This is a genomic window from Gardnerella sp. KA00243, assembly GCF_049244105.1.
GTDB lineage: Bacteria > Actinomycetota > Actinomycetes > Actinomycetales > Bifidobacteriaceae > Bifidobacterium > Bifidobacterium leopoldii.
The window spans coordinates 1,362,805-1,387,148 of the sequence record NZ_CP058375.1 but is presented as its reverse complement, the minus strand read 5'-3'; the positions used below and the strand labels follow the sequence as shown (position 1 = coordinate 1,387,148).

Here is a 24,344-nt window from a genome sequence, read left to right as displayed (position 1 = left end):
AGGTATGCCGCAATCAGAAGCGAATTAATAAATTTGCGAAACAGTTGCGACTTCACCTATATAAAATTTCTACTTAATTTTCTTTATTTATTCCTGTAAATGTAATTAAATAAAAAATTTATATAGATAATGTAGGTAAATATTACACAAAACATTGCTTACACGGTAGTTTTACCGTGTGTTCCTTTATTATTTGTGAAAATTTAAACAATAAACTTATATATTACTGCATAAAACATATTATATTCGTAAAATTTTCAGTTTATAGAAATATTTATTACAACAGGTTCAGGAATAAGCGTTACACCAAACTTACTTTGCACACCACGGATAATAGTTTTTGCCAAATTTGCAATGTCGTCACAAGAAGCATTATTACGATTGGTAAGCGCCAAAGTATGCAATGAAGAAAGACCTGCAGGCGAAGGTTTCCCATTTTCTATAAGCCTAAAACCCTTATGGAATCCAGCATGGTCAATAAGCCAAGCTGCAGAAGTTTTTATACCATGCGATCCATCTTGCATAATTGCATCAAATTTAGGAGCATCTTCTGGCAAAGTATCGGCTTCACTAGTACTAAGTATTGGATTCATAAAGAAACTACCGCAACTATGACGATCACTGTAAATATTATCGCCCTCTAAAAATTCACCAGTAACATAGTCTTCACTTTGCAATCGCAAAGCAAATTCAACACCTTCAGCACACTTTGTACCACGCATCCACAGCTTATCGTAACGAGAAGCATCCTCAAGCATGCCTTTAGAAGCACGAACGCGCAAAACTTCACGACGTATTGCTGCTGTTTGCATGCGCTCGCCTAATTCTACGTGCAAAGCATTAGCTAATTGCGAATGAGAAACAACGCCGGTTGAATTATGTTTCAAACAAAAAGTAACAGACAGTACAACGTAACGAGGAGTAGGAAAATACGAGTCCGCAGGGACTCCTACTGAAGAGTACATGCTTTTTTTAAGCAATGAAGTGCGATACCCAAAATTTAAAGCATCCTTTTGCAACTCCATAGTTGATTTTGTTTCGCGATCCCAAACTTCTACGGAAGTAACACTTTGAGATACTTCTTGACCATAAGCGCCAATATTTTGTACAACAGAAGCCCCAACAGTGCCAGGTATGCCAGAAAGACCTTCTACACCCTCTAAGCCAAGAGAAATCGTATGTGAAACAAAATCATCCCAATTACAACCAGCTTCAGCGTTAATATGCACTAAATGAGCACCACTTTGCAAATCAATGCCATCTTCTGAAGGTGCTGCTTCATCAAGCACATGAATATCGCGTCTAGCATCTCGCACAACAACGCCGTTGAAATCCTCATCGCTAACAAGCATATTAGAGCCGCCACCGATAACACATAAAGGCAGACCAGCCTCATCAGCATCTTCTACCGCTTCAATAACAGCAACGCGACTTTTGGGCTCTATAAAACGCACAATTTTGCCACCTACGCCAACAGTTGTTATATCTGCAAACGATGGATTATTTACTAAAGATGCTTGCATACTCATGGTTTAAATATTAACAGCAATAAATAACAAAAACCCCGCATCAAGCGGGGTAATAAGCATAAAATCTGCGCAACCAGCAACAAGCTTAAACAAGCCAAAACCGTGAGCGCAGTAAGCTGAAAATTCAGCGAGTCTCGCGATGAAGCGTATGCTTGCCGCAGCGTGGGCAGAACTTGTTCAACTCAAGACGATCAGGCGTATTGCGACGATTCTTCGTCGTGATGTAATTACGCTCTTTGCACTCCGTGCATGCCATCGTAATGCCCGGACGGATGTCGGCGCTCTTGCTTGCCATTTCGTTCACCTCTACAATTCATTATTGGCCAGCCAGTCTCCTACTGGCCGTTGTAGCGAGGAAGAGACTCGAACTCTTGACCTTACGATTATGAGTCGTACGCTCTAGCCAGCTGAGCTACCCCGCCAGAGAGCCTCGAGTGAGAATCGGACTCACGACCTCTTCCTTACCAAGGAAGTGCTCTACCACTGAGCTATCGAGGCGTGGCGGGTAGTGGATTCGAACCACTGAAGCACGAAGCGGCTGATTTACAGTCAGCTCCCTTTGACCACTTGGGAAACCCGCCAGCAGTCTCCGTAAGAAGTGAACTTCAAACGGCAACTTTGTTATTTTGCCACGAAATCGCGACTAATGCAAGATTAAGACACGCCGAAAGCAAAACTTTTATGCAAAAAAGCTAGTTATTTAGCGAAAAACCCTCTTTTTTTAAATTTTCGCAAACTGTCAAAACTCTGTCATTAGCCTCGCGCTCGCCGATACTAATGCGAATACCTTCACCAGCAAAAGCGCGAACAGACAATCCTGCAGCAATAAAATGTTCTGTTACTTTCTCAGTATCTGCCCCAAATGGCATCCAGAAGAAGTTTGCGTACGCATCCTCAATATTCCAGCCTTGCTCGCGTAAAGCTTCAACAATGCGCTCGCGCTCAGCAACAAGAGATGCAACACGAGTACTCATCTCCTTGCTTGCGTCATCTTCCAAAGAAGCCAAAGCTGCGACCTGCGCTATTTGAGACACTCCAAATGGCACAGCAACTTTACGCATACCCTCTACGACTTCAGCCGGAGCAATACCATAACCAATGCGCAAACCTGCCAATCCATAAGCCTTGGAGAACGTTTGAGCAACAACTACATTTGGATACTCATGGTACAGCTTTATGCCATTTGCAGTGCCTTTTGCTGTGTTAAACTGCACATAAGCTTCGTCAATAAGTACAAGAACGTCGCTTGGCACAGCATCTAACACCTTGCGAGCTTCCTTCTCGCTAAGTGAAGCAGAAGTTGGATTATTAGGATTATTCAAAATAATCAAACGCGTGCGATCGTTAATAGCTGCAATCATAGCGTCAACATCGTGAGAACCATCGGCACGATTAGGAATCTGAACGCTTGTAGCACCAGCTCCCGTTACAATAATCGGGTAAGCTTCAAAGCTTCTCCAAGGATATATGACCTCATCTCCCGGACCTGCAACCAAGTCAACAAGCTGCGTAATAACTTCCGTAGAGCCGCAACCAAGCACTACTTCGTCTGCAGTCACACCAAAACGCTTAGCAAGTTCTTCAACAACTTCTGTGCCGCGCATATTAGGATAACGGTTTATTACATTAAGCGCGCGATTTGAGATTGCTTCTTTTACGCTTTGCAAAGGCTCATAAGGATTTTCGTTACTAGAAATCTTATACGCACGAATGCCGTCCAATTTAGGAGCTGGCTTACCCTGCTTGTAGCTAGGAATTGTATCTACAATATTGCGGTGTTTGTATGTCATACTTCTCCATCATACTCTACACATACCTTAACTGTGCAATAGCGAAAATCCGACTAAAATTGCGCAAGCATGTAAAGAAACTGCCGCTTTATCGCCTTAATCCGACCAAAACTTTACAGTCATGTAAACTTTCTGCCGCTTCCAAGCCAAAATCCGACCAAAACCTTACAACCGCGTAAAGTTTCTGCCGACTATCCAAATATTTCACGGCACATTCTTACGTACCGCAATAAAAAACGCTGGGAATAACGTTTCCGTCATTTCCAGCGTAAGTTTTATTGTTTCAACCAGCTAAATACTAGCCAAGAATCGCAAGCACATCACGAGAAGACACGATTAAGTAGTCCTCACCTTCGTAATGCACTTCAGTTCCACCGTACTTGGAATAAAGAACCTTGTCTCCAACCTTAACATCCATAGGAATGCGCTCGCCCTTATCGTCACGACGACCAGGACCTACGGCAAGAACTTCACCCTGCTGTGGCTTTTCCTTGGCATTATCTGGAATATACAAGCCAGAAGCAGTCTGAGTTTCCGCTTGAGCTTGCTTAACAATAATCTTATCCTCCAACGGTGTGAGCTTAATCGACACTGTTGCCACCCCTTTCATAAGAGATATTAATTTCGTACGCAAGAAACAATCCGACGAGGCTGACGATCACGTCCGCAACCGCACTTACGCTCTGTGCCTCATAATAGCGCGAATTTAGCACTCTAACAACTCGAGTGCTAATCTTTTAAGAAAATTTTTAGAAAACTCTTAAATCAGGCATTGCGACGAGCAAGAACATCATGCAAATTTGCCACACCAAGTGAGTCTTCAGAACTTTCTGGAGCATCCACTTCGCTTACTTTTTCTTTTTCGTGGAACTGAGAAGAGTTTGCAGCAACAAAATTAGTAGCGGCAGCAGCACTATCAGCGTTAGCAACTGGTACAGCTTTAACTACTTGCTTAGTTGATTTAATTTCCAAACTTTCTGGAGTACGAGATGCCAAATTAGCATTACTTGAATCAGACTTAGTTTGTGAATCAAGCGAGAACGAAATTAAATCTTGATTAGACTGATAGTTTTGCCCCGAAGCCACAGAAGCGTTAGAAGAATCGTATGCGTCTTTATTTTCCGCTTCAACGATATTAGATTCTTTAGATTCAGATTCTTCTTTATACGAACGCTCACGCAACGCTGCATTGCGCTCTTGCTCCGCACGATGTAACGCAACACGAATTTCGCTCTGCTCCATAACCGAAGTTTCAGTATTGTCACGAGATGCGCCATTTCGAACAGGCACTACAGTCTGAGATACAGAATACTCAGCACTGTCGTTTTGGGAAATCGCATCACTACTGTTGATTTCTCCATTAAAATCAGAATCAGATGCAGAAGAATAATCTTTCAACTGACGTATAACAGCACTATTGCGGCGTTCACATAATTCATCCTCAGCTTTGCGTTTCGAAGCAGCGCGCATTGTTGCAATACGCGCCTCCCAAGCACGAGCATGCTTAGAAGCACGAGCTCCAAAATAAAGCACTACTGCCAACATAGCTCCAGGAATAAGAGCAAAAACTGGAGAAAATATACCAGAGCATCCTGCTAAGAATACGACAAAAGTCAAGACAGCAAGCGCAACTACCAACACACAACGACGGCGTATCGCAGCACGCCTAGCAGCGCGAATGCGCGCAATATATTCAGGAGTTAATGTTCGTTTTTGTTGTGTCGGTTGCATACAAGCCCCTTTTGCCAACATACTAGTACCGTCGCAAATACGCGTAGTACTCCACTCACCTACAAGATGAAGTGTTGGTGAAAACCTATCCTCGCGATGTTCAAGCATAGACTTCATGCCGTTAACCGTGCGTTTAGGCAACCACCCGAACCATAAGGCTACGAGGATGACTAATACGAGTACCGCACTCACCGATTCATAACCCATAACTATTAATATAAGGAAGTCATAGGATGTGTAGCAACATAAACATTTCGGCGTGTCGCCAAAATGTGGGATTATTGCGCGCGCCATCACACAATATGCTGTGCCGCAATCATTCACTAAGCAAATTTAACACCTATAATAACTGTCATAGTATGTACTAGGATATGTGAAGGAACAGTAAGTTTCTACTTACGTGCTCGTGTAACTTCGGAGGGACTTTTGCCTACTTATCATTATCGTTGCAAGCAATGCGGATACGATTTTTCAGAACATCAATCATTTTCAGATGACCCTATTACCATTTGCCCTCAGTGCGGGAAAGATGCAGTGCACAAAGTGTACTCCGCTCCTCCAATCAACTTTAAAGGCAAAGGCTTTTATCGAACCGATAAATGATTTTGTAAAATTATAAATATTAATTATTGTTTAAATATTGCGCGCTAATAGGTTTTATCCACAGTGCGCAATTTTTCTTGCTCTTGCATTTTTTATATTTCAAAATGCAAGTATGAGCATAAATTTTTCTTTATTTAAATCTCAAAATAACGCAAAAAATAGTGCGTTATTGCAGCGAAGGCAACGCGCTTTCGTGCGGAAAATCATTATTGTGCTATGTGCTGGAATGATGGCTTTACTCGTTGTGTCAACTATTATTGATTCACAAGAGACTCAAGTCATAGCAGTAGCTAAACACAATATTCAGCAAGGTTCACGCGTTAGCGTAAACGATATTGCATACGTTCGAGTGCCTAAGCATAAAGTATTTAATCAAGCGCTATCCAATAATATAAGCGCGAATGCTTCTATTGTTGCAACATGTGAAATACGTAAAGGCATGCCAATTTTGCAAACACTATTAAGTAAAATTCCGCGCATTCCAAAAGGATTCACTTCTATTACCATTCATTTAGCTAGTGCAGATCACACACTGCTTCCTGGCGAAAAAATCGATTTAGCTTTTAGCAAGCCTGTGCAAGATGAAGAAATTTCTAACTCTCAAAATGCAGAAAGCCGAAACAGCGAAAAATCTAAAAGTAGCACTGCAGAAAATAACGATAAAAACAAAAACCACGATATTGAAGAAAACAATATTGCAGAAATTGACGAACGCTATGTTAGCGTAGTTCATAATGTTATGGTGATGCAAATAAGTCAAAACACTCAAGCTTCACAAAATCAGCAGAATACTACCACTCTTGCTATGCCTGCTGCAGATGCGTTGCGATTATTACAAGCTCAGTCTGCAAACCCCTCTTTGGCAATTATTGCCATGAAATTGTCACAATGAGATTGCCGTCATGGAATACGTACACGATTAGTAGAAATCAGCGGTAATTATTAGCAATTAGCGATAATAGCCAGTCAGCAACAAGCAGCAACAAGAATAAATCATTCTGCTACTTCTCGCGTATTTCAAGCTCAACTAATATGCTCGGAAAACACCGCCCAGTGAGGCGGCAATTCGCTTAAAATGCGATTATCGTCGTCTTGATTGCGCTGTTGCAAAGTAAGCTCGTCAGAAGGCTCGAGTTTAACGCCATCTGCATCAAAAAGCTCTGAGCCTTCACGAACAACCCTAACCGACCTGCGGGGAGATCTTCTATTGGGATCGTATTTACTCATTCGTTGTCACCATACAATTCCCCGAGACGAGAAACAACACGATCAACCTCTTTTTCAGGATTGACAAAAGCTCCAACACTCCACACTGTCATAACTGACCAGCCCAAGGATTCCAAATCCTGAATAATCATGCGATGACGTTCACGAGTTGATTGCACGCTCATAAATTGCGCATCATCCGTAAGCACAGCAACAGCAAATGGCTTATCCGCAAGTCCAACTACTAGAGGAATTCTAACGCCATTATCGAAGCCATAGTTGACTGCAACTTTTAATCCACGCGAGCGAATACGCTCAGCTAAATCAGTAAATAGCACATTCCTTTGCGCAGCTTCTGCAGCAATTTGCGCTTCAACATCGTTAGCATCTTCTGGACGAAGCGGCTTATCACTTAACTTCTCAGCCCATTGCAAAAGACTCTTCAAAAGCTTTGGACCATCTTGGTGCAAACGCTCATCTTCCATATCTTTAGATGTAAACGCACTAACAATATCTAGATGACGACGAGCTAGAGCCAAAGCGTCAAGAAGCATACTGCTTCCACCTTCTTCTTCAAGCAATCCAAACTGCTGAAGAAGTCTGCCATGAGATGTTTTTGCATAGCAAAGCGACATAATTACATCTGTTGCTATTGCTCCAGAAGCTTCATTAACGCCCAAAAGTCTCACATGTCGCAAGAATCTAGCCATGTTTTCGTCTTTAATAGACAAAGACTTCAACTCAGCTCCCAAACGACTGCGGAACACGTTTGTCAACGTAACTACAACAAGCACATAGCTTGAAGGAACAACCGTAAACGTATTCGCACGCTGACGAATAAGCTCAACTACTTCATCAATTTCACGCTGGCTGCTTTCAATAAGCCCAGAAGACATTACTGGAACTCCAGTTGCTTCAATTTGATGCAAACGAACTTTACCTTGCAAACGCTCAACAGGAACGTCATGACGCAACTTTCCGTAACCATGTTCTTCCAAGAATCGCGCTAAACGAAGCGAGCGCCTTGTTGCTCTAGAAACTACTGTTACAGATGGGAGTAATGAAATAAGCGAACGCAAGCTTTCAGAACTTATTGTTTGCTTATGTGCTAAAACTACTACTTGATGAGCACGAGACAAAATAGATAGCAACTCAATATTTGATATATGAGATGCCGAATCAATTATTACAGTATCTGCAATAGGTCTCAATGGAGTCATCATAGTAAGAGTAGATGGCATAGCTACAAGTATTGGTTTCGCAGCCAAAACAAGTTCCGCATAATTGCGCAATAATTTATTAAAAGTAATTCCAGAACGGTTTCCGGCAAGCATAGTATGTAACTGATTAGCTTCTTGCGTATGCGAGAACAACAAATCACACAAATGCCTCATAGCTTCTTGCTGAACCATTGGACCGATTGAACGCACATGTTCTGTATCAACTTGCACGAATCGATCAGAAGCATCTTGCATTGCTGAGCCATCTTGGTGAGAAATAATTGCAGAAGAATTAACGATATCTTCAAAAACAGTAGTCCACCAAGCTAATTGCAACTCACCGTCAATTGCATTACCTGTAACGTTGCGACGACGCAAATCGCTGACTAAATCAGATAAGCCCGCTTTGCTGAACTCGCGTTCCAAATTGCAACGACCAGGGAGAGTATCTAGAGATGCTCTGTCGTCATGTAAATCTTGCAAACGAGCTTCGAGCTGCGCAAATTCAATATTTTCAAGATCTGCGCCCTTAAGAGTTGTTGCTAACACTGCATCAAGAGCAACTAAATGCCTTGCTAATAACTCTTGAGTATTTACAATATCATCCAATTTTGGCGGCAAAACAGGCCATCCGCCGTGAGGCACGAAAGTACGCCACTGAGCTGCTTGCTGCGCAACAATCTTTAATGCTTCATGCAAATCATCGACTTTAGCTCCAACTCTTAGCAAGCTGCGCGCTTCACGAACATGATGTCTACGTTCCCAGAAGCCCATAATTGTGCCTTCGGCTTTACGCTGAGCTTTCGGCTTACTCGCTTCAATCATTGCATCTAAATCGCGCTCAAAAATTTCAGGCTGGAATACGTCAAGTACACGTCGCAAATTTTTGAGAACTGTAACTTGACGACTCCACTCACGAGCTGTTGTTGGCACAGGGAAACCACAGCTTTGCACAGTGCTTTTAACTTGTTCTCGAGTTGCTGGAAGAAGCTTAAGAAGCACGTCTACAACACGCTGATATACAGATATAGCTTCATTTTCGTCAAATATCGACGCGCCAAACCAAGGAGTATCTTCAGGATTTATCCTAAACTCTCCAAGTTCATCGGCTTGGTGGAATTTCTTCGACCACTCCTCAATATGACCGGTCATAGCGTGCGCTGCGGCAACATCTAAACGCACATGCGTAGACGGATGGGTTGGGAACATTGCAATTGCTGCAAGATTCTGGATTGTTTGATATGCAGATACTCCCCAAGTTTCGTTGATACCATGAAGATCACCTAAATAACGAGTAAGGCGAGAACGCACTCCAACCAACTCATCTGCAACCTGCTCAAATCGTGAAGTCGCAATACTATGTCTAGCGCCAACTGCTGCAATCAACTGCGCATCGACATGCTTAGCAATATGACCATCCGCAACGTCTAATGCTAATGAGGAAATTTCATGCGTATTCAACGTGTAACGGAAACGCCTCTGCTGTTCAACAACATTAGGCACATACAACACAGAACGTCCTGCAATCACAGAACGAGAAGCAATCGCAGCAGCAATCGCAGCTGAATCCGATCCCGAATCAATATCCACGAACAGAGATTTTCCAGAAGCAACAAGCTCCGCTGCATAACGCACAACGTTATCTACTTCACCAACTTCGCATTCGCTATGAGGATCTGCGTCGAAAGGACTATATTCTGGCTTATTTGCAGACTGAAGCTTATGAATAGCTCGATCATCGCCAGCCATAGCGTCAATCATTGCATTCCCAACATTGCCAGATTGCAAAGCGTTAATAATTTGTTCACTTTCTGCTACGAAACGCGAACCAGCATCTGTGAAGCAGCCAAGTATAATATCGCGCTCAATATCAAAATCTGGAAAAGCTGAGCGAGCTTGCTTACAAATAGCATCAAACACTACAGAAGTTTCTGGCGTTCCACTTTCATATTGAGATCCGTCGAATAAAACATCTTCCCTAAGTTGAACACCACGCTCACTTAAACGCGACACAAGCGAATTGTTCAGCCCAACACTTCCAGAGAAATAAATAGTGGCGGAGGTTTCATCTTGATTAGTGTCACGAACAACTTTCACAGGATACGTAAGAACAGGCACATGGTTGCCATTCCACGATGCAACACCGACTATTAAAGAAAGCTCGGAAACACCACTTTCGTGCGCTTTTGCGTCTCTATCTTCAAAAACTCGATCTAGCCTTCGCCCAGCAGCTCGCAACATTCCAGCGTCCCGGAATAAAGATTTTAATGTTACTTTTCCGCTTGCAAAAAGTTGCGCAATTCCGGAAGGATGAGCATGCGTCAACTCTAATTGAGCAGCAAGTTGCGTTATATCTTCTAGTGGAGAAGGAGATAGCTGAGCCTGATATTGCTGCTTCCACTCAACTATATGTTGTAAAGCGTTAGTACGAGCGCTGTTCGTATTATTAGAGCCAGATTTTTCTAAAGAACCATCCTCTGACGTAGTATTTTCAACTACTGCATCAGTAAAAACTTGCTCTGACGAATCCTGCTCCACGTTGTTTGTATCACTCATATTCCCACCCTACTTGCTTACTGTTCAATAGCTTTGCGATATGCACTATAACCGCTGTTTCTAGCTAGTGCAGCATCTACTTCAGAATTACCTTGAGCTGCGAGCCACGCGTACAAGTCATCGTATAACCCAGTGTTTGCAGCCAAGAACGGAAGCAACTGCGAATATTGCGCCATCTCAAATTGCTTTGAAAAATCACTACTTTCTTCAGCTTCTTTTGACGTGAATCCGCCGGCTTCCACTACATTTTCTTGAGAGTCAAATTCGCCTTTTGATACTTTTTCAAATACGGAGCCTGGCTCAAATGCAGGTGTGTACTCCGCATCAGAATTGTTAATATCGAGATTATTAGAGTCGAGACTTGTAGTACCGAGATTTGTAGAGCCAAAACTGTTAATATCGAGATTATTAGAACCTGTATTTGCACTATTAAAAGCTGAAGTATTGACAATATTTTCAGCAAAAGTTTCAGTTGAATTTAATGGAGATACTGGAAATTCTTGAGAACTTTCGTTTTGCAATACATTTGTTTCCGAATTAACTGGCGTAACCGAAGAAACCTGAGCAACCGAATCAGCTTGATCAACTGCAGAAACTGAATCAACTGCAGAAACCACAGAATCTTGTTGAGAAGGTTCTTCTTTAGTCGCACTTTCTTGCTGAATTGCTTGCGCATCTGCAAATAAATTACGCGGCTCTACAGGAGCCTCCTGCTGCTCTCGCATAACAGGCAAAGTTACATCATGATTGATTGGAGCAACATCTGTTTGCGAATCATCATTGAGCTGAGTTTGATTTTGCATGCCTTGTTTCCAAGACAACCCAGGATGCGAAACTGATTGAGCATGGAAAACACCTGTTGGCTCACCAGCGCGCAAATCAAGAATTTGGTCTACCGATAAATCTGAAGCTGCAGGCTCATCATGCGATTCATCTGTAGCATAAGAGAACAGATTACGCACTGCGTTATCTTTTTCAACTTCAGCAGATTCTTCTTCTACACGCACAAAATCAACAGGAACATCACCGAATTGCATGCGCATTAAGTTATCTGGAAGTTGAAAATCAACATCAGGCTCTAGACGCAGCAAATCACCATTTTCGCTGACTAAATACGTACCGTTGGTCGAATGCAAATCTCGTATTGTTGCCACGCCTCGCATGTCTACAATTAGCAGCGCATGCCTCTTTGACATAGAACGTTTGTTATCTACTATGTCGACGCGCGCGAAACCATCTTCACGCAACGGGCGTATAGGCTTTCGACCAATCTCTACAGACTGACCTGCACCCACACGTGCCTGCTCGACACCACCAACTGTAATCATCCAGCGCTGCACGGTTTGTCGCTCACTCACGTGATCTGCTCCCTTCAAAAAACATACTACTTACTATTGTGTCATGCTTTGTGTATATTGCGCTAGTATTTGTTGATTTTAAGCATAAAAATAACAAAAGGCTCGGAAGAAACTCCCGAGCCTCGAAACTTGCGATATTACCAACCGTCCCTAGCGGAAAGCAACAACGCAAAGCGCTCAGCATTAATCGGTTAACGAAGCCTGAATCAATAGTAAAAAAGGAAATTTGGCAAACCATATCAACAAGCAAACGCAAACCAAGTAATTGCTGTATAAAACTAAAAGATCTACACAGCGTGCCAAGCACAAAATTTTTATAAAAGCACTTAGTCTAGCGCACCTTTTAGCACACTAGACTAAGTAATTCACAGTAAAACCGACTCAACGATCAACCGATAAGCTAAAGCCCAAATGATTCATCGCTGAATCAGCTTTTAGCTTAGTGACGGATCTTGCGAAGAGCAGCACCCATGCCAGCAAGCACAGAAGCAGCAACAGCAGCCATAGCTACAGCAGCACCAGTCTTAGCTAAACCAGCAGCAGCGGCACCATTAGCACCAGCGGCAGCACCGTTAGCATTGTTGTTCTGCTGAGCAGAAGCCTTGGTATCCTTACCCTTCTGACCCTGCTTAGCAGCAGCCTGAACTTCCTTACCAAACTTACCGCTCATAGCAGAAGCATAAGCATGCTTCAAACCAGGAACAGCTGGGAATGTTGGAGCCAAAGGATCAGAAGTCACAACTGGTGGCAACAAAGATGGGTTCACACCGGCAGCAACAGCCTCATTGTAAACAGCCTTGTAAAGAGCCAAAGCCTCATTATAAGCCTTTACAGCAGCCTTGGCAGCAGCCAAAGCAGCATTATAGTCGGCAGTAGCCTTGTCAAGAGCATTCATTGCACGGACAAGATGAGCCTTAGCGCGGTCCACAGCATCACGCAAACGAGTCTCGGTAGCAGAATCATTCACGCCAGAAGCCAAGAATGCATTGAGCTTTCCATTAGCAGCACTGAACGCATCCATGCGAGCATTGTACTCAGCAATAGCAGCAACCAAAGCCTTATAAGCATCATTGAACTTATTCTTAGCAACAGCAAGCAAATCATCCTTGTTGTCCAAGTTCATCTTAGCAAGACGAACCTTGTTAATAAGAGCCCTCTTAATCTGATCCTCAGTTGGATCTGGGTTAGAGCAGTTATTAACGTTGTCCAAAGCCTTGAGATACTGGGCATGAGCATCATTAGCAGCAGCGAGCTTAGCATCGTAGGTTGCCTTGTCTCCAACATACTTGTTCTTCTGATTTACATATGCCTGAGCAGCTGCAGCATCTTCTGGCTTGGTGCCATTAGGAAGAGGAGTCACCATCTTAAGCTTGCCATCATTGCCATCAGCCACATACAAAGCCTTAACTTCAGCCTTAGATGGCTCTTGTGGCTCTTGTGGAACAGCTGGAACTTCAGCCTTTGCATCATCCCAAGCCTTCTTAGCTAAAGCAGCGATAGACTCATTCTTGCTCTTAAGATTCCAATCTGCCTTATTCGCTGGGCAATCTGGAACGTTAACATCAGCCATTGCTGGTGCAGCAAAAGCGAAACCGGAGAGGAGGGTGGCGCCAGCAGCGAATGCGGCGATAGCCTTCTTATTCAACATAATATTTTTCCTTTCTTCTTCTCCTTCGTGCTAGGTACACGAAGAAAAATTTGCTGTGTAACTCCAACCGGAGCCACACACGCCCGTCAAACTAGGACTGACCGGCGTTTGCTATTAACATACCCCCCCCCCGTTCGAAAAAGTCAAGAGCCAACACACAACTCATTAACAAAAAACATTCATATTTTTATAAAAATATTTCAGTCAAACTATTTTCAAGAATAAAAAATACAGTATTATGCGTTATTTTTCGTAAAAATGTCAATTTCAAGGTTTTTAAAGATTTTTCTCAGAAAACTCTCAGGAAACTCTTGAATACTCCCCCAACCAGCCGCAAAACCGTTGCAATATAGCCACTCTTGTGCGACACGCCAACAACCCACTTTTACATGACGCGCGCGGCAGTTCCTCTACGTTCATACAAAAACAATACCGCTTCTTGGCCTATAACCCAGCAAATAAAAAAATCGGGCGACGCATAAATGCATCGCCCGCAAAACTTTCGTTTTCAAATCGTATCTAATAAATTACTATGATGGCTGTACATTATATACAATCTCTTTACAAAAAGTATACATCTGTTGCACTGATGTAGATGACTTATACAAGTCCCTATTACTAATCATCCTACCGTCAAACAATTCTTTGATTTCCTGTAAACAATGATTCTTCAAATCCTCACTTTTTATAACATCATCCACCGCAATAAGCAGCGAAATAAAATCTTGCACACAGTTATTTTTTAATCGGTTTTGAATAGTCCTTTTTCTTACATCAGGCAATAATTTAACAAGTCTAGAAGCTAAATAACTATTGTAAAAACCATCTTTATTTGTTAAATCATGAATAACACAATTGCTATGAGCGGCAGCATTTCGTATATTCCTTATGCTATCCAACAATGTACAATTAAATTCATTATATTCATACTTTGAACAGTAATACTTATAAAAATTAACAAATTCTCCAAATGGAATCACTTCCAGAAAAACATATATAGGATACTTGGGGTGAGTATATTTACCCAATATAGTCTTTACATACGCAGTAGAACGTCTGTTATTAAGCTCTGTTATAATGCGTGGATACTTTGCGATATATTCACTTACTATACTGAATTCATCAATATTTTTTTCTTGTATATTTTTTAATATATTAACTTTTAAAGAATGTTCCACGCTAAGACTTGCACTAATAATCCAACGTCGTAAATACATATCAATAGTAGATAAATCTTTTAGAGCCATAAAATCAAGACCCACATATTTACCATTATGCTTATGAAAATTGGTTTTATAGGCAGTGACCTTAACATAATAATTATGCTCATTCAAAAATGAAATAGCATCCTTAATTGTACATTTTTGAAAAGTAACACCCTTACCTTTTAGCTTATCTATAAGTTGCTCTGTCTGTAACATGAAACACCACCTATCCATAAGCAAAATAATCTAAATAACTAAGAAAACTATTTATTTTCCTTTAATGATTCAAGTATAAGAAAGAATAGGAAAAGCAAAAAGAGTAAGTGCCTAAGTAGATAGGTAGGTAAGCAGGTAAGTAAATAAGTACGTAAATACAAAGAAAAGGGCTCGGAGAATAAGTACCAAATAAAAGCACTAAACCCAAGCCCTTAATAAACTGGCCTATCTCCCTAAAAATAAACCAGCCTTACACTCAACAGTCCCACTCACAAACCATACCACAATCCCACTGTCAAGAAAGAGATCTGGCAAAACAGTAAAATTATGAAACAGCCTACAAGCAACTCGCCGCAAAACACTGAACAGTATTTACGGCACGTTGAGTGAAAGATTTAACAAGTGAGCGCACCATACTTACATACAGCACGCTCACAAATCATTAAACAATCAACACACTTAATGTGCTAACAGCTTAGTGACGAATCTTGCGAAGAGCAGCACCCATGCCAGCAAGCACGGAAGCAGCAACAGCAGCCAAAGCTACAGCAGCACCGGTCTTAGCCAATGGAGCAGCAGCAACTGGGGTCTTAGCAGCAGCCTTCTTATCAGCCTTCTTATCAGACTTCTTAACATCAGCCTTCTTGCCACCAAGATTGTTCAAGAACTTAGCAAAGCGTTCCTTACTTTCCTTGTAAGCCTTCTCAGCTTTAGCAAGCTCATCCTTGGCTTCCTTCTCATTCTTAGTAGCAGCAGAAATACTATCTAAGAATGGAACATTAGTGTAGTAAGCCTTACGCAAAGCAGCAGCAGCTTCATGTTCACCTTCAGCGTCAAGATAATCAGCCTGAGCCAACATATCAGCCCACTTAGCCTTCAAAGCATTCAAAGCAGCAGTAGCTTCATTAGCCTTGGACCTAGCTGCTGAAACCTCTGCAGCACCACGACCATTCAAGGTGCCCAAAGAACCATTTACAATGTCTCCCTTTTCGGAACCGTTAAGGAAGTTGTCAAAAGCCTTGGACTTATCGAGATTATCTAAAACTGCCTTATTTTCCTTAGCTTTGTTCTCTTCAACTTTTTTAGCCAACTCAGCTGCATCAGCCTTTTCCTGCTTCTTAGCATTCTCAATGGCTGTTTGAGGTAAATTCGCACTATCAGCCATTGCTGGTGCAGCAAAAGCGAAACCGGAGAGGAGGGTGGCGCCAGCAGCGAATGCGGCGATAGCCTTCTTATTCAACATAATATTTTTCCTTTCTTCTTCTCCTTCGTGCTAGGTACACGAAGAAAAATTTGCTGTGTAACTCCAACCGGAGCCACACACGCCCGTCAAACTAGGACTGACCGGCGTTTGCTATTAACATACCCCCCCCCGTTCGAAAAAGTCAAGAGCCAACACACAACTCATTAATAAAAAACATTCATATTTTTATGAAAATATTTCAGTCAAACTATTTTTAAAAGTAAAAAATACAGCATTACGCATTATTTTTCGTAAAAATGTCAATTTCAAGGTTTTTAAAGATTTTTCTCAGAAAACTCTCAGGAAACTCTTGAATACTCCCCCAACCAGCCGCAAAACCGTTGCAAAACCGCCATTCCCTCGCGACACGCCAACAACCCACTTCTCGCGTATCGCACGCGGCAAAAACTTTACAGCGGTGTAAAGGAAAAGTCGTTTACGCGCCTTAATCCGGCAAAAACTTTACAGCGGTGTAAATAAAAGGTCGTTTGCGTGCGAAATAGCGGCAAAAACTTTACGCGCGAGTAAAGAAAAGGTTGGGACGCAACAAAAAAGGCGGCAGGAATAATCCTACCGCCTAATTTTCACTATGCACACACGCATAAAACTGCGTTACGCGCAAAGCAACAAAAAGTTAGAACTACTTAAGTTCAACGGAAGCGCCGGCCTCTTCGAGGGCAGCCTTAGCCTTCTCAGCATCTTCCTTCTTGGCCTTCTCGAGAACAGCCTTTGGAGCGCCGTCCACGAGAGCCTTAGCTTCAGCCAAGCCGAGGCTGGTCAAAGCACGCACAGCCTTGATGACTGCAATCTTCTTATCGCCAGCAGCGGTGAGAACGACGTCAAACTCGTCCTTCTCTTCCTCAGCAGCACCAGCAGCAGCTGGAGCAGCAGCAACAGCGGCTACAGGAGCAGCAGCTTCGACATCAAACTTATCTTCGAATGCCTTGACGAACTCAGAGAGCTCAACGAGGGTCATTTCACCGAAAGCTTCAAGAAGCTCTTCGTTAGTGAGCTTAGCCATAATTGGCTTCCTTTCTTACTTGGCCGGGCATACCTTATGCCTTACGACCATAACATTTTTATATTTGGTTGGTCTCATGCAGCAAGCTGCAAGGGAATCAAGCGGCCTTTTCCTGCTTCTCGCGCAAAGCGTCGATTGTACGAACTGCCTTGGTTGGCAATGCGTTGAACAGGCAAGCGGCCTTGGACATGGTGCCCTTGAGCGCGCCGGCCATTTCGGAAAGCAACTGTGGGCGCGACTTCAAGTCGGCGAGCTGCTTTGCACCTTCGGCATCGTAAACGGTTCCATCTGCGAAACCGCCCTTAATGACGAGGGCTTTATTCTCTTTGGCAAAATCACGCAAGGTCTTAGCAGCCTCAATGAAATCACCCTTAACGAAGGTGACTGCAGTTGGGCCGGCGAGAAGCTCGTCGAGACCTTCAATGCCCGCTTCCTTAGCAGCAATACGAGCAAGCGTGTTCTTAGCCACAGAGTAGGAAGTATCGCGGCCTAGCTTTTCGCGCAGAGTAGAAATCTGCGGAACGGTAAGCCCGCGGTACTCGGTGAGGTAGATAGCGTCTGCATTACGGAAAAGTTCCGTAAGCTCGGCAACTACCGCTTCCTTTTCGGGCCTCTTCATGGCGTTCCTTCCTAAATTGGCCGTAGGTGAAAGAAACGCATCAAGCTTAATTAAACAGGGCAATAAAAAAAGCCCTGCGCACTGGCAGAGCAACATAAGAAGCACTAAAACGCGCTAAATTTTCGACTCATAACGAGATCCGCTATAAATCCTCGCTCAACCTGTGCTGGCATGACACATCAATTTCAGGAATCTCGCGATCCCACCAACGGTCTGTGGTTTACGTTGGGTAACTTTAATACGCTGTTAGGACAATGTCAAGAGAAATATTATAGAAATAAAAAAGAGGGCATGTAATTTACATACCCTCTAATTTTTTAATTTTTACTTTTATATTTTTTGTTTCACAAGTTCACTACTTGTAAAATGCACCCTTACATTAAATGCACATTTACAGCACAGCATTAGCAACAAAATCAAGTAAGAACAGCAAAGAAACAATCCAAAGCATTGGATGAACTTCTTTAGCACGCTTCTTGCAAGTCATCACCAAGCAGTACATGATAAAGCCAGCGGCAATACCATAAGAAATGTTGTAAGAGAATGCCATGAACACTGCAGCGAAGAATGCAGGAATTGCCTCAGAAATATCATCCCAAGCAATTTCCTTCAAAGAGCTTGCCATCATGCAACCAACAACCACAAGCACGCCGGCAGTTGCAGCAGCAGGAACAGCGGAAACTACAGGAGCAAGCACTATAGAAAGCGCGAAGCAAATAGACACAACTACGGAAGTCAAACCGGTACGACCACCAGCACCAATACCTGCAGCAGACTCTACATAAGTAGTGGTGTTAGAAGTACCGAAAATTGCACCAACAGAAGTTGCGATGGAATCAGCAAACAAAGCGCGATCCATCTTGGAGCTAAAGCCGGAGCCATTTTCAAGAGCCTTTTCGTCAGCCTCAGAGAAGATACCTGTACGACGACCAGTGCCAATGAAGGTACCCAAGGTGTCAAAAGTATCAGACATTGAGAATGCAAAAATCGTTATCAAAACAAGCGGAACACGCGAAGGGTCTGCAAACAGCGTTGAGAAGCCTTTGTCGCTAAATATTGCGCAGAAAGTAGTTGGCAAATTATTAAAAGCTTCTGAAACTGAAACAGAATTGCTCATAGTTGTAAGTCCCATTGGAATACCGATTAATGCAGTAACAACAATGGAAATAAGCAAAGATCCACGAACATTCAACACAGTAAGCACGATTGCCAAAAGCAATCCAATGAGGAACAACCACAATACTGGGTTCTTTAAAACAGCAAGACCTGGAATTGCAGGAGCTGCACCAAAATGAGACGCAACTTTTGCAGCTTTGTCATCCTTTGGAGTGAACTTAATCAAATCAACGTTCACCATGCCAACATAAGCCACAAATAAACCAATGCCACCGCCGATTGCGTGTTGTAACGAAGTCGGGATGGCACGAATAATCATTTTACGAATTTTAGTAACGGTAATAATAATGTTAATTAAACCGCATAAGAACACCATGCACATTGCATGCTGCCAACTAAAGCCTAAGCCTTTTACGACTGTGAACGTAAAGAATGCATTTAAGCCCATACCAGCAGCCTGAGCATAAGGCACGTTAGCAAATAAGCCCATAACAAGCGTACCAATAATAGCAGCAATAATTGTTGCTAAGAACACGCCACCCCATGGCATACCAGTTTCTTTTAATACATTTGGATTTACGATGATAATGTACGACATTGCGAAGAATGTAGTGAGACCTGCAGTGATCTCCGTTGATACATTCGTGCCGTTTTCTTTGAGATGGAAGAACTTTTCCATAAACTCTCTGTTCCTTGGTTTACAAGCGCAAAAGACCAGAAAAGCGCGGCGAAAGCACTTGAGCAATCGCGTACGCAATTACATTTGGGCATTCACGCAGAGGTTACTGCGACTCGTCGAATGAACGAAGGCATCACAAAATCTCACATAAAATTATGAAAATTGCGAAACCTTTGAACAACCGAACAGCTCTGACCTTACGCGCACGTGCTGACCAAGGAAATACACCGAAATCAAAAAGTATATAACAACTCAGCCAAAACGACCGGAAATATAACGCTCAGCTTCAGCATTGCGAGGATTGTTGAACATAGTAGTTGTGTCTGCAAAGTATTCCAGATGACCAGGCTTACCTACAGCCTTCAAATTAAAGAATGCCGTGTAGTCCGCAACACGTGCAGCCTGTTGCATATTATGCGTCACGATCACAATCGTGTAATCGTTTTTAAGCTCATTAATCAAATCTTCTACAGCCAACGTAGAAATAGGGTCAAGAGCTGAGCAAGGCTCGTCCATAAGTAAAACTTGCGGATGCACAGCCACAGCCCTAGCAATGCAAAGTCGCTGCTGTTGACCGCCAGAAAGACCAATACCCGGTTTATCTAAGCGATCCTTAACTTCATTCCACAAGTTCGCGCCTCGCAAAGCCCACTCAACTAAATCGTCAGCATCCTGCTTAGAAATCTTGCGATTATTCAAACGAACTCCAGCAAGCACGTTTTCGCGAATAGACATAGTTGGGAAAGGATTTGGGCGCTGGAAAACCATGCCAACATCGCGGCGGACAGCCACAGGATCCACATCTTTGCCATATAAATCGCGGCCTTCAAGAAGCACCTGTCCTTCTACTCGCGCGCCCGGAGTGATTTCGTGCATGCGGTCTAAAGTGCGCAAAACTGTTGATTTTCCGCATCCGGAAGGTCCGATAAAAGCCGTCACTTTATTTGGCTCAATATTAATATTCACATCTTCTACAGCAAGAAAATCACCATAGTAAATATTAAGATGCTTCACATCAATTCGTTGACCCATTTTATGCTCACTTTCTAAAAATTTAATTCGCTTTGCTTTAACTCGCTTTATTTAAGATTTACTTTGCTTTATTTTGCTTTATTTCGTCTTTACAGAAAACACTCGAGCTACAACTCGCCCCAAAATATTTAGCAACAACACCAACACAATAAGCGTTAAAGCTGCAGCCCACGAGCGCTCCATTGGAATTGACGTTACGCAAGAAGCCGGCGCATTAGCTGGGCAATTCGCAGAAAGTTTGGAATATTCTTGGTAAACGTACACCGGCAAAGTCGTCATTTGCCCATCAAATAAATTGAGATTCGTGGAAGCAATAAAGCCTGAAGCCATAAGAAGTGGCGCAGTTTCACCAATAACGCGCGCAACCGCAAGAATACAGCCAGACACAATTCCCGGAAGAGCAGTGCGCAAAACGATTTTTGTAATTGTGCGCTGCTGAGTAACTCCCAAAGCAAGAGACGCCTCGCGCAAATCGTTAGGCACGATTTTTAGCATTTCTTGAGAAGACTTCACAACTGTTGGAATCATAAGAAGCGAAAGAGCCACAGATCCTTCAAAACCATTGATTGTGCCAGGACCTGCAAGAAGAGCAAACATCGAAAACGCAAACAAGCCAGCAACAATAGACGGGATACCGCTCATAACGTCAACAAGCAGATTAATTATGCGCGAAATTTTGTTTCCGCGAGCATACTCAACCAAATAAACAGCGCACATTAAACCAATCGGAATTGAAATAACCATAGCTCCTAGCGTTATTTCAAGAGTTCCAATAATCGCGTGCAAAATTCCGCCGTAACCGCCAGTTCCAGTAGCATTTCCGCCCACAACGTAAGTCATGTTATGAGTGAGAAAATCAAAATTTAAACGCTTAATACCATTGATAATGGTTGTTAAAAGCAAAGAAATAAGCGGAATAAGTGCCACAACAAAAGATAAGAAAATCAGCACGCGCATAAGCATGTCTTTACGTTTGCGCGCAGCTATGTGTGAGCGAGTTGGGCGGAATTTGTTGAAGTCAATAACCGGAGCTGCGGAATTTTCTGCGGAATTCTCAACAGAACTTTCGACAGACTTTTCGGCAAAAGTATTCTCGCTAAGCACTTCAATATTATTAATTTGATTCCCCATTTATGCGCCCGCCTTTCCTGTGATTTTGCGAGCAATAAAGTTGACTGCAAAAGAAATAACGAACAAAACTAAGCCGGTTGCAATAAGCGCACTTACGCCAAGTCCGTTTGCTTCCGGATACTGCGCTGCAATATTTGCTGCGATAGTTTGATTTTGAGAAGCCTTGAAAATATTGATACCAAAAGTAAATCCAGGAGACAAAATCATCAAAACTGCCATCGTTTCGCCTAAAGCACGACCCAGCCCAAGCATAGAAGCCGACACAATACCAGACTTTGCAAACGGCAGAACCGCTAATCTAATCATCTCCCACTTTGTAGCGCCAAGCGCAAGCGCACCTTCTTGCTGCAAACGCGGAGCCTGCTGGAAAATATCGCGAGCCATAGAAGTAATAATCGGCAAAATCATCACAGCCAAAACTAATGCAACTGTAGCAGCAGAACGAGAAGGATTAGCCGCCGGACCAGAAAATAACGGAATCCAGCCAAAAAGTTTAGAAACCCAATCCCAGAAAGGATACATAGCTGGAACCAAAACCAATCCGCCCCACAAACCATAGATTACGGATGGAATTGCCGCAAGCAAATCAATTACTCCACTGAAAAGCGGAACAATTTTTTTAGGTGCATAATAAGAAATAAATAGAGCAATACCAATTGCCACAAAAAATGCGAACAGCAGCGCGAGCGCAGACATAAGCACTGTGCCAAAAATAAGCGGAGACACATAGCTTATAAAATCATGTGCCTTACCACCAGTAAAATCAGCAAACACATGACTTACTTGATCGTGATTTCCACTTATTAAAGGCAAAGCACAAAACAGCAGAAATACTGCAACTGCCGTAAGAACAAGCAAAATTAGCATGCCGCAGCCTGCAGCCACGCCTTTAAAAAGACGGTCTGCAAGATGAGTGCCAACATAATTTTTTCTATTGCTCTCAGAAATTTGAGCAGTTTCGTTTGCACTATTCGCGACTGCTTTCGCATTTTTCGTAGAACTCAATCATTCTCCTTTATAACCGATACGTTCATAATACCAGTTTGTAAAGTTTTTATTTTCCTGTTTTAACAGACTTAATCGATGCGTTAATTTTGCTTACCAAATTTTGTGGAAGTGGAGCTGTTCCAGCAGCAGAAGAAGCAGCATTCTGCCCTTCCGCGCTAGTTACGTAGCTCAGCCAAGACTTCACAAATCGAGCAGTTCCTGCATCTTTATAAACCGGGCAAGCAATATCGTAAGAAACTAACACAATTGGATAAGCGCCCTTAGATTGCGTATTGTGATTAATTTTCATAACAACGCGATTAGGATATTTTGCAGAAGCGTCTGCGTCAATTTCAGAATCAGCTAAAGTTTTAGAAGCAGCTTCCGGAGAAATCTCATTGTAAGTATCCCCCACTTTCACTGCAACAGTGCCGAGCTTACCGACCTGTGAAAAATCAGCGTAACCAATCGCACCATTCGCCATGCGAATAGTAGATACAACGCCCGAAGTTCCCTTTGCACCTTGACCGACGCTATTTGGCCAGTTTTCGCTAAGATCGTGCGACCAATCGTCTGGAGCCGCATCCTTCACATAGCTTAAGAAATTCTGCGTTGTGCCAGACTTATCGGAGCGGTGAACAACAGTAATCGGGGTGTCTGGAAGCTTTAGCTTAGGATTCTGCTTCTTGATATCGTCATCATTCCAGCGCGTAATTTTTCCGTCGAAAATTTTAGCAATCGTCGAAGCGTCCAAATTAATATGCTTGCCAGCATCAGAAACACCTTTAAGGTTGAAAATAATCGCAATTGGTGAAACATACACAGGCACGTCGAAAGCCGTAGTTCCATGAGCACAAACCGACTTAGACTTTTCAACTTCGTCGTTACTCAACGCTTTGTCTGAACCAGCCCAAGCAGTGGCACCAGTCATAAAAGTGGTAACGCCAGCACCAGAACCAGTAGGATTGTAAGCAATTTTTGCACCCGGATTTTTAGATTGGAATCCTGCAATCCACGCTTCCATTGCAACCTGCTGGGAAGAAGCACCCGAGCCTTGGAAATTGCCGGAAATTTTTGTATTCTGCGCTCCGGTTGCGTTGTTGCTGCCCGCTGGACTATTGTCGCCGCAAGCAGCGCAAGTTGCGCACAAGCCGAAAGTGAGCGCCGCAGCAGCAATACTACGGAACTTAAGTGCGCTTTTATTCATATTAAATTTATTCATATTTGACTTATTCATATCGTTACGCATATTCTTCTTTCCTTTCGCGAAGAATTGCCTTGCGCCCCACCACATTTTCGCGTTCCTATAGCCGTATTGCGAATTGGGCGCATTTTCTTAATTAATCCCTATCTTTTTTTATTAACGCAACCATCGTAAACAGGTGGGTAAAACCTCACCGGCAAAAATAAAGTGGGTATCAAAAACGGCGGTATTTGGCGTTATATTTGACGCG

The 24,344-nt window shown here is 42.8% G+C and carries 20 protein-coding genes and 3 tRNA genes; 2 read left to right on the top strand and 21 right to left on the bottom strand.

The features are described from left to right. Window positions 1–257 precede the first annotated feature (257 nt). The 8 genes from HXT50_RS05365 to HXT50_RS05330 all read right to left on the bottom strand — a co-directional run bounded on the left by HXT50_RS05365 (window position 258) and on the right by HXT50_RS05330 (window position 5,167). Window positions 258–1,529 (bottom strand): FAD-binding protein, encoded by a 1,272-nt coding sequence (locus HXT50_RS05365; protein ID WP_421777101.1) that lies wholly within the window; start codon window positions 1,527–1,529, stop codon window positions 258–260. 124 nt (window positions 1,530–1,653) lie between these two features. Beyond that, entirely contained in the window at window positions 1,654–1,824 is a 171-nt protein-coding gene (gene rpmG / locus HXT50_RS05360; protein ID WP_004105548.1) for a 50S ribosomal protein L33, read from the bottom strand. Window positions 1,825–1,877: 53 nt separating this feature from the next. Further along, window positions 1,878–1,951 (bottom strand) — tRNA-Met (locus tag HXT50_RS05355). 4 nt (window positions 1,952–1,955) lie between these two features. Continuing rightward, window positions 1,956–2,027, bottom strand: a tRNA-Thr gene (locus tag HXT50_RS05350). A gap of 1 nt (window position 2,028) precedes the next feature. Next, window positions 2,029–2,110, bottom strand: a tRNA-Tyr gene (locus HXT50_RS05345). Between the two features lie 111 nt (window positions 2,111–2,221). Next, on the bottom strand, window positions 2,222–3,319 hold the full coding sequence (gene hisC / locus HXT50_RS05340) for a histidinol-phosphate transaminase (RefSeq protein WP_101885879.1): 1,098 nt from the start codon (window positions 3,317–3,319) through the stop codon (window positions 2,222–2,224). 298 nt (window positions 3,320–3,617) lie between these two features. Beyond that, window positions 3,618–3,911, bottom strand: coding sequence for a co-chaperone GroES (groES, locus tag HXT50_RS05335; protein ID WP_004114319.1), 294 nt, complete (start codon window positions 3,909–3,911; stop codon window positions 3,618–3,620). A 173-nt stretch (window positions 3,912–4,084) separates the two neighbouring features. Continuing rightward, window positions 4,085–5,167, bottom strand: coding sequence for a hypothetical protein (locus HXT50_RS05330; RefSeq protein ID WP_032835317.1), 1,083 nt, complete (start codon window positions 5,165–5,167; stop codon window positions 4,085–4,087). 309 nt (window positions 5,168–5,476) lie between these two features. Here HXT50_RS05330 and HXT50_RS05325 point away from each other — a divergent pair, with 309 nt between their 5' ends. Both HXT50_RS05325 and HXT50_RS05320 read left to right on the top strand, forming a co-directional pair. After that, window positions 5,477–5,653 carry an FmdB family zinc ribbon protein gene (locus HXT50_RS05325; RefSeq protein WP_004574103.1) on the top strand — a complete coding sequence of 59 codons (177 nt, stop codon included), beginning with the start codon at window positions 5,477–5,479 and terminating at the stop codon, window positions 5,651–5,653. 112 nt (window positions 5,654–5,765) lie between these two features. Next, the gene (locus HXT50_RS05320) at window positions 5,766–6,545 is read left to right on the top strand and encodes an SAF domain-containing protein (RefSeq protein ID WP_004574104.1); all 780 of its coding nucleotides are present in this window, start codon (window positions 5,766–5,768) and stop codon (window positions 6,543–6,545) included. Window positions 6,546–6,676: 131 nt separating this feature from the next. On the opposite strand, the gene HXT50_RS05315 is transcribed toward HXT50_RS05320, so the two are convergent. The 13 genes from HXT50_RS05315 to pstS all read right to left on the bottom strand — a co-directional run bounded on the left by HXT50_RS05315 (window position 6,677) and on the right by pstS (window position 24,184). After that, the gene (locus tag HXT50_RS05315) at window positions 6,677–6,880 is read right to left on the bottom strand and encodes a hypothetical protein (protein ID WP_004574105.1); all 204 of its coding nucleotides are present in this window, start codon (window positions 6,878–6,880) and stop codon (window positions 6,677–6,679) included. Then, window positions 6,877–10,635, bottom strand: coding sequence for a hypothetical protein (locus HXT50_RS05310; RefSeq protein WP_064340653.1), 3,759 nt, complete (start codon window positions 10,633–10,635; stop codon window positions 6,877–6,879). The genes HXT50_RS05315 and HXT50_RS05310 overlap by 4 nt, the downstream gene beginning before the upstream one ends. Window positions 10,636–10,652: 17 nt before the next feature. Further along, the gene (locus tag HXT50_RS05305; protein ID WP_004574107.1) at window positions 10,653–11,993 is read right to left on the bottom strand and encodes an FHA domain-containing protein; all 1,341 of its coding nucleotides are present in this window, start codon (window positions 11,991–11,993) and stop codon (window positions 10,653–10,655) included. Between the two features lie 439 nt (window positions 11,994–12,432). Next, window positions 12,433–13,641, bottom strand: a complete 1,209-nt coding sequence (locus tag HXT50_RS05300; RefSeq protein WP_421777100.1) for a hypothetical protein — start codon at window positions 13,639–13,641, stop codon at window positions 12,433–12,435. Window positions 13,642–14,171: 530 nt separating this feature from the next. Next, window positions 14,172–15,062: an Abi family protein gene (locus HXT50_RS05295; protein ID WP_234025939.1), complete on the bottom strand. Its 891-nt coding sequence runs from the start codon at window positions 15,060–15,062 to the stop codon at window positions 14,172–14,174. 475 nt (window positions 15,063–15,537) lie between these two features. After that, window positions 15,538–16,305, bottom strand: coding sequence for a hypothetical protein (locus HXT50_RS05290; RefSeq protein WP_116442587.1), 768 nt, complete (start codon window positions 16,303–16,305; stop codon window positions 15,538–15,540). A gap of 640 nt (window positions 16,306–16,945) precedes the next feature. Next, a complete protein-coding gene (gene rplL / locus HXT50_RS05285; RefSeq protein WP_004105575.1) occupies window positions 16,946–17,326 on the bottom strand; it encodes a 50S ribosomal protein L7/L12 in 381 nt (126 codons plus the stop codon). 97 nt (window positions 17,327–17,423) lie between these two features. After that, entirely contained in the window at window positions 17,424–17,945 is a 522-nt protein-coding gene (gene rplJ / locus HXT50_RS05280; RefSeq protein ID WP_004105577.1) for a 50S ribosomal protein L10, read from the bottom strand. 391 nt (window positions 17,946–18,336) lie between these two features. Then, entirely contained in the window at window positions 18,337–19,740 is a 1,404-nt protein-coding gene (locus HXT50_RS05275; protein ID WP_004105579.1) for an NCS2 family permease, read from the bottom strand. A gap of 252 nt (window positions 19,741–19,992) precedes the next feature. Then, entirely contained in the window at window positions 19,993–20,772 is a 780-nt protein-coding gene (gene pstB, locus HXT50_RS05270; protein ID WP_421777099.1) for a phosphate ABC transporter ATP-binding protein PstB, read from the bottom strand. A gap of 78 nt (window positions 20,773–20,850) precedes the next feature. Beyond that, window positions 20,851–21,903, bottom strand: a complete 1,053-nt coding sequence (gene pstA, locus HXT50_RS05265; protein WP_421777098.1) for a phosphate ABC transporter permease PstA — start codon at window positions 21,901–21,903, stop codon at window positions 20,851–20,853. After that, window positions 21,904–22,851 carry a phosphate ABC transporter permease subunit PstC gene (gene pstC / locus HXT50_RS05260; RefSeq protein WP_032835357.1) on the bottom strand — a complete coding sequence of 316 codons (948 nt, stop codon included), beginning with the start codon at window positions 22,849–22,851 and terminating at the stop codon, window positions 21,904–21,906. It abuts the gene before it with no gap. Between the two features lie 106 nt (window positions 22,852–22,957). Then, the gene (gene pstS / locus HXT50_RS05255; protein WP_421777097.1) at window positions 22,958–24,184 is read right to left on the bottom strand and encodes a phosphate ABC transporter substrate-binding protein PstS; all 1,227 of its coding nucleotides are present in this window, start codon (window positions 24,182–24,184) and stop codon (window positions 22,958–22,960) included. Between the last annotated feature and the right edge of the window lie 160 nt (window positions 24,185–24,344).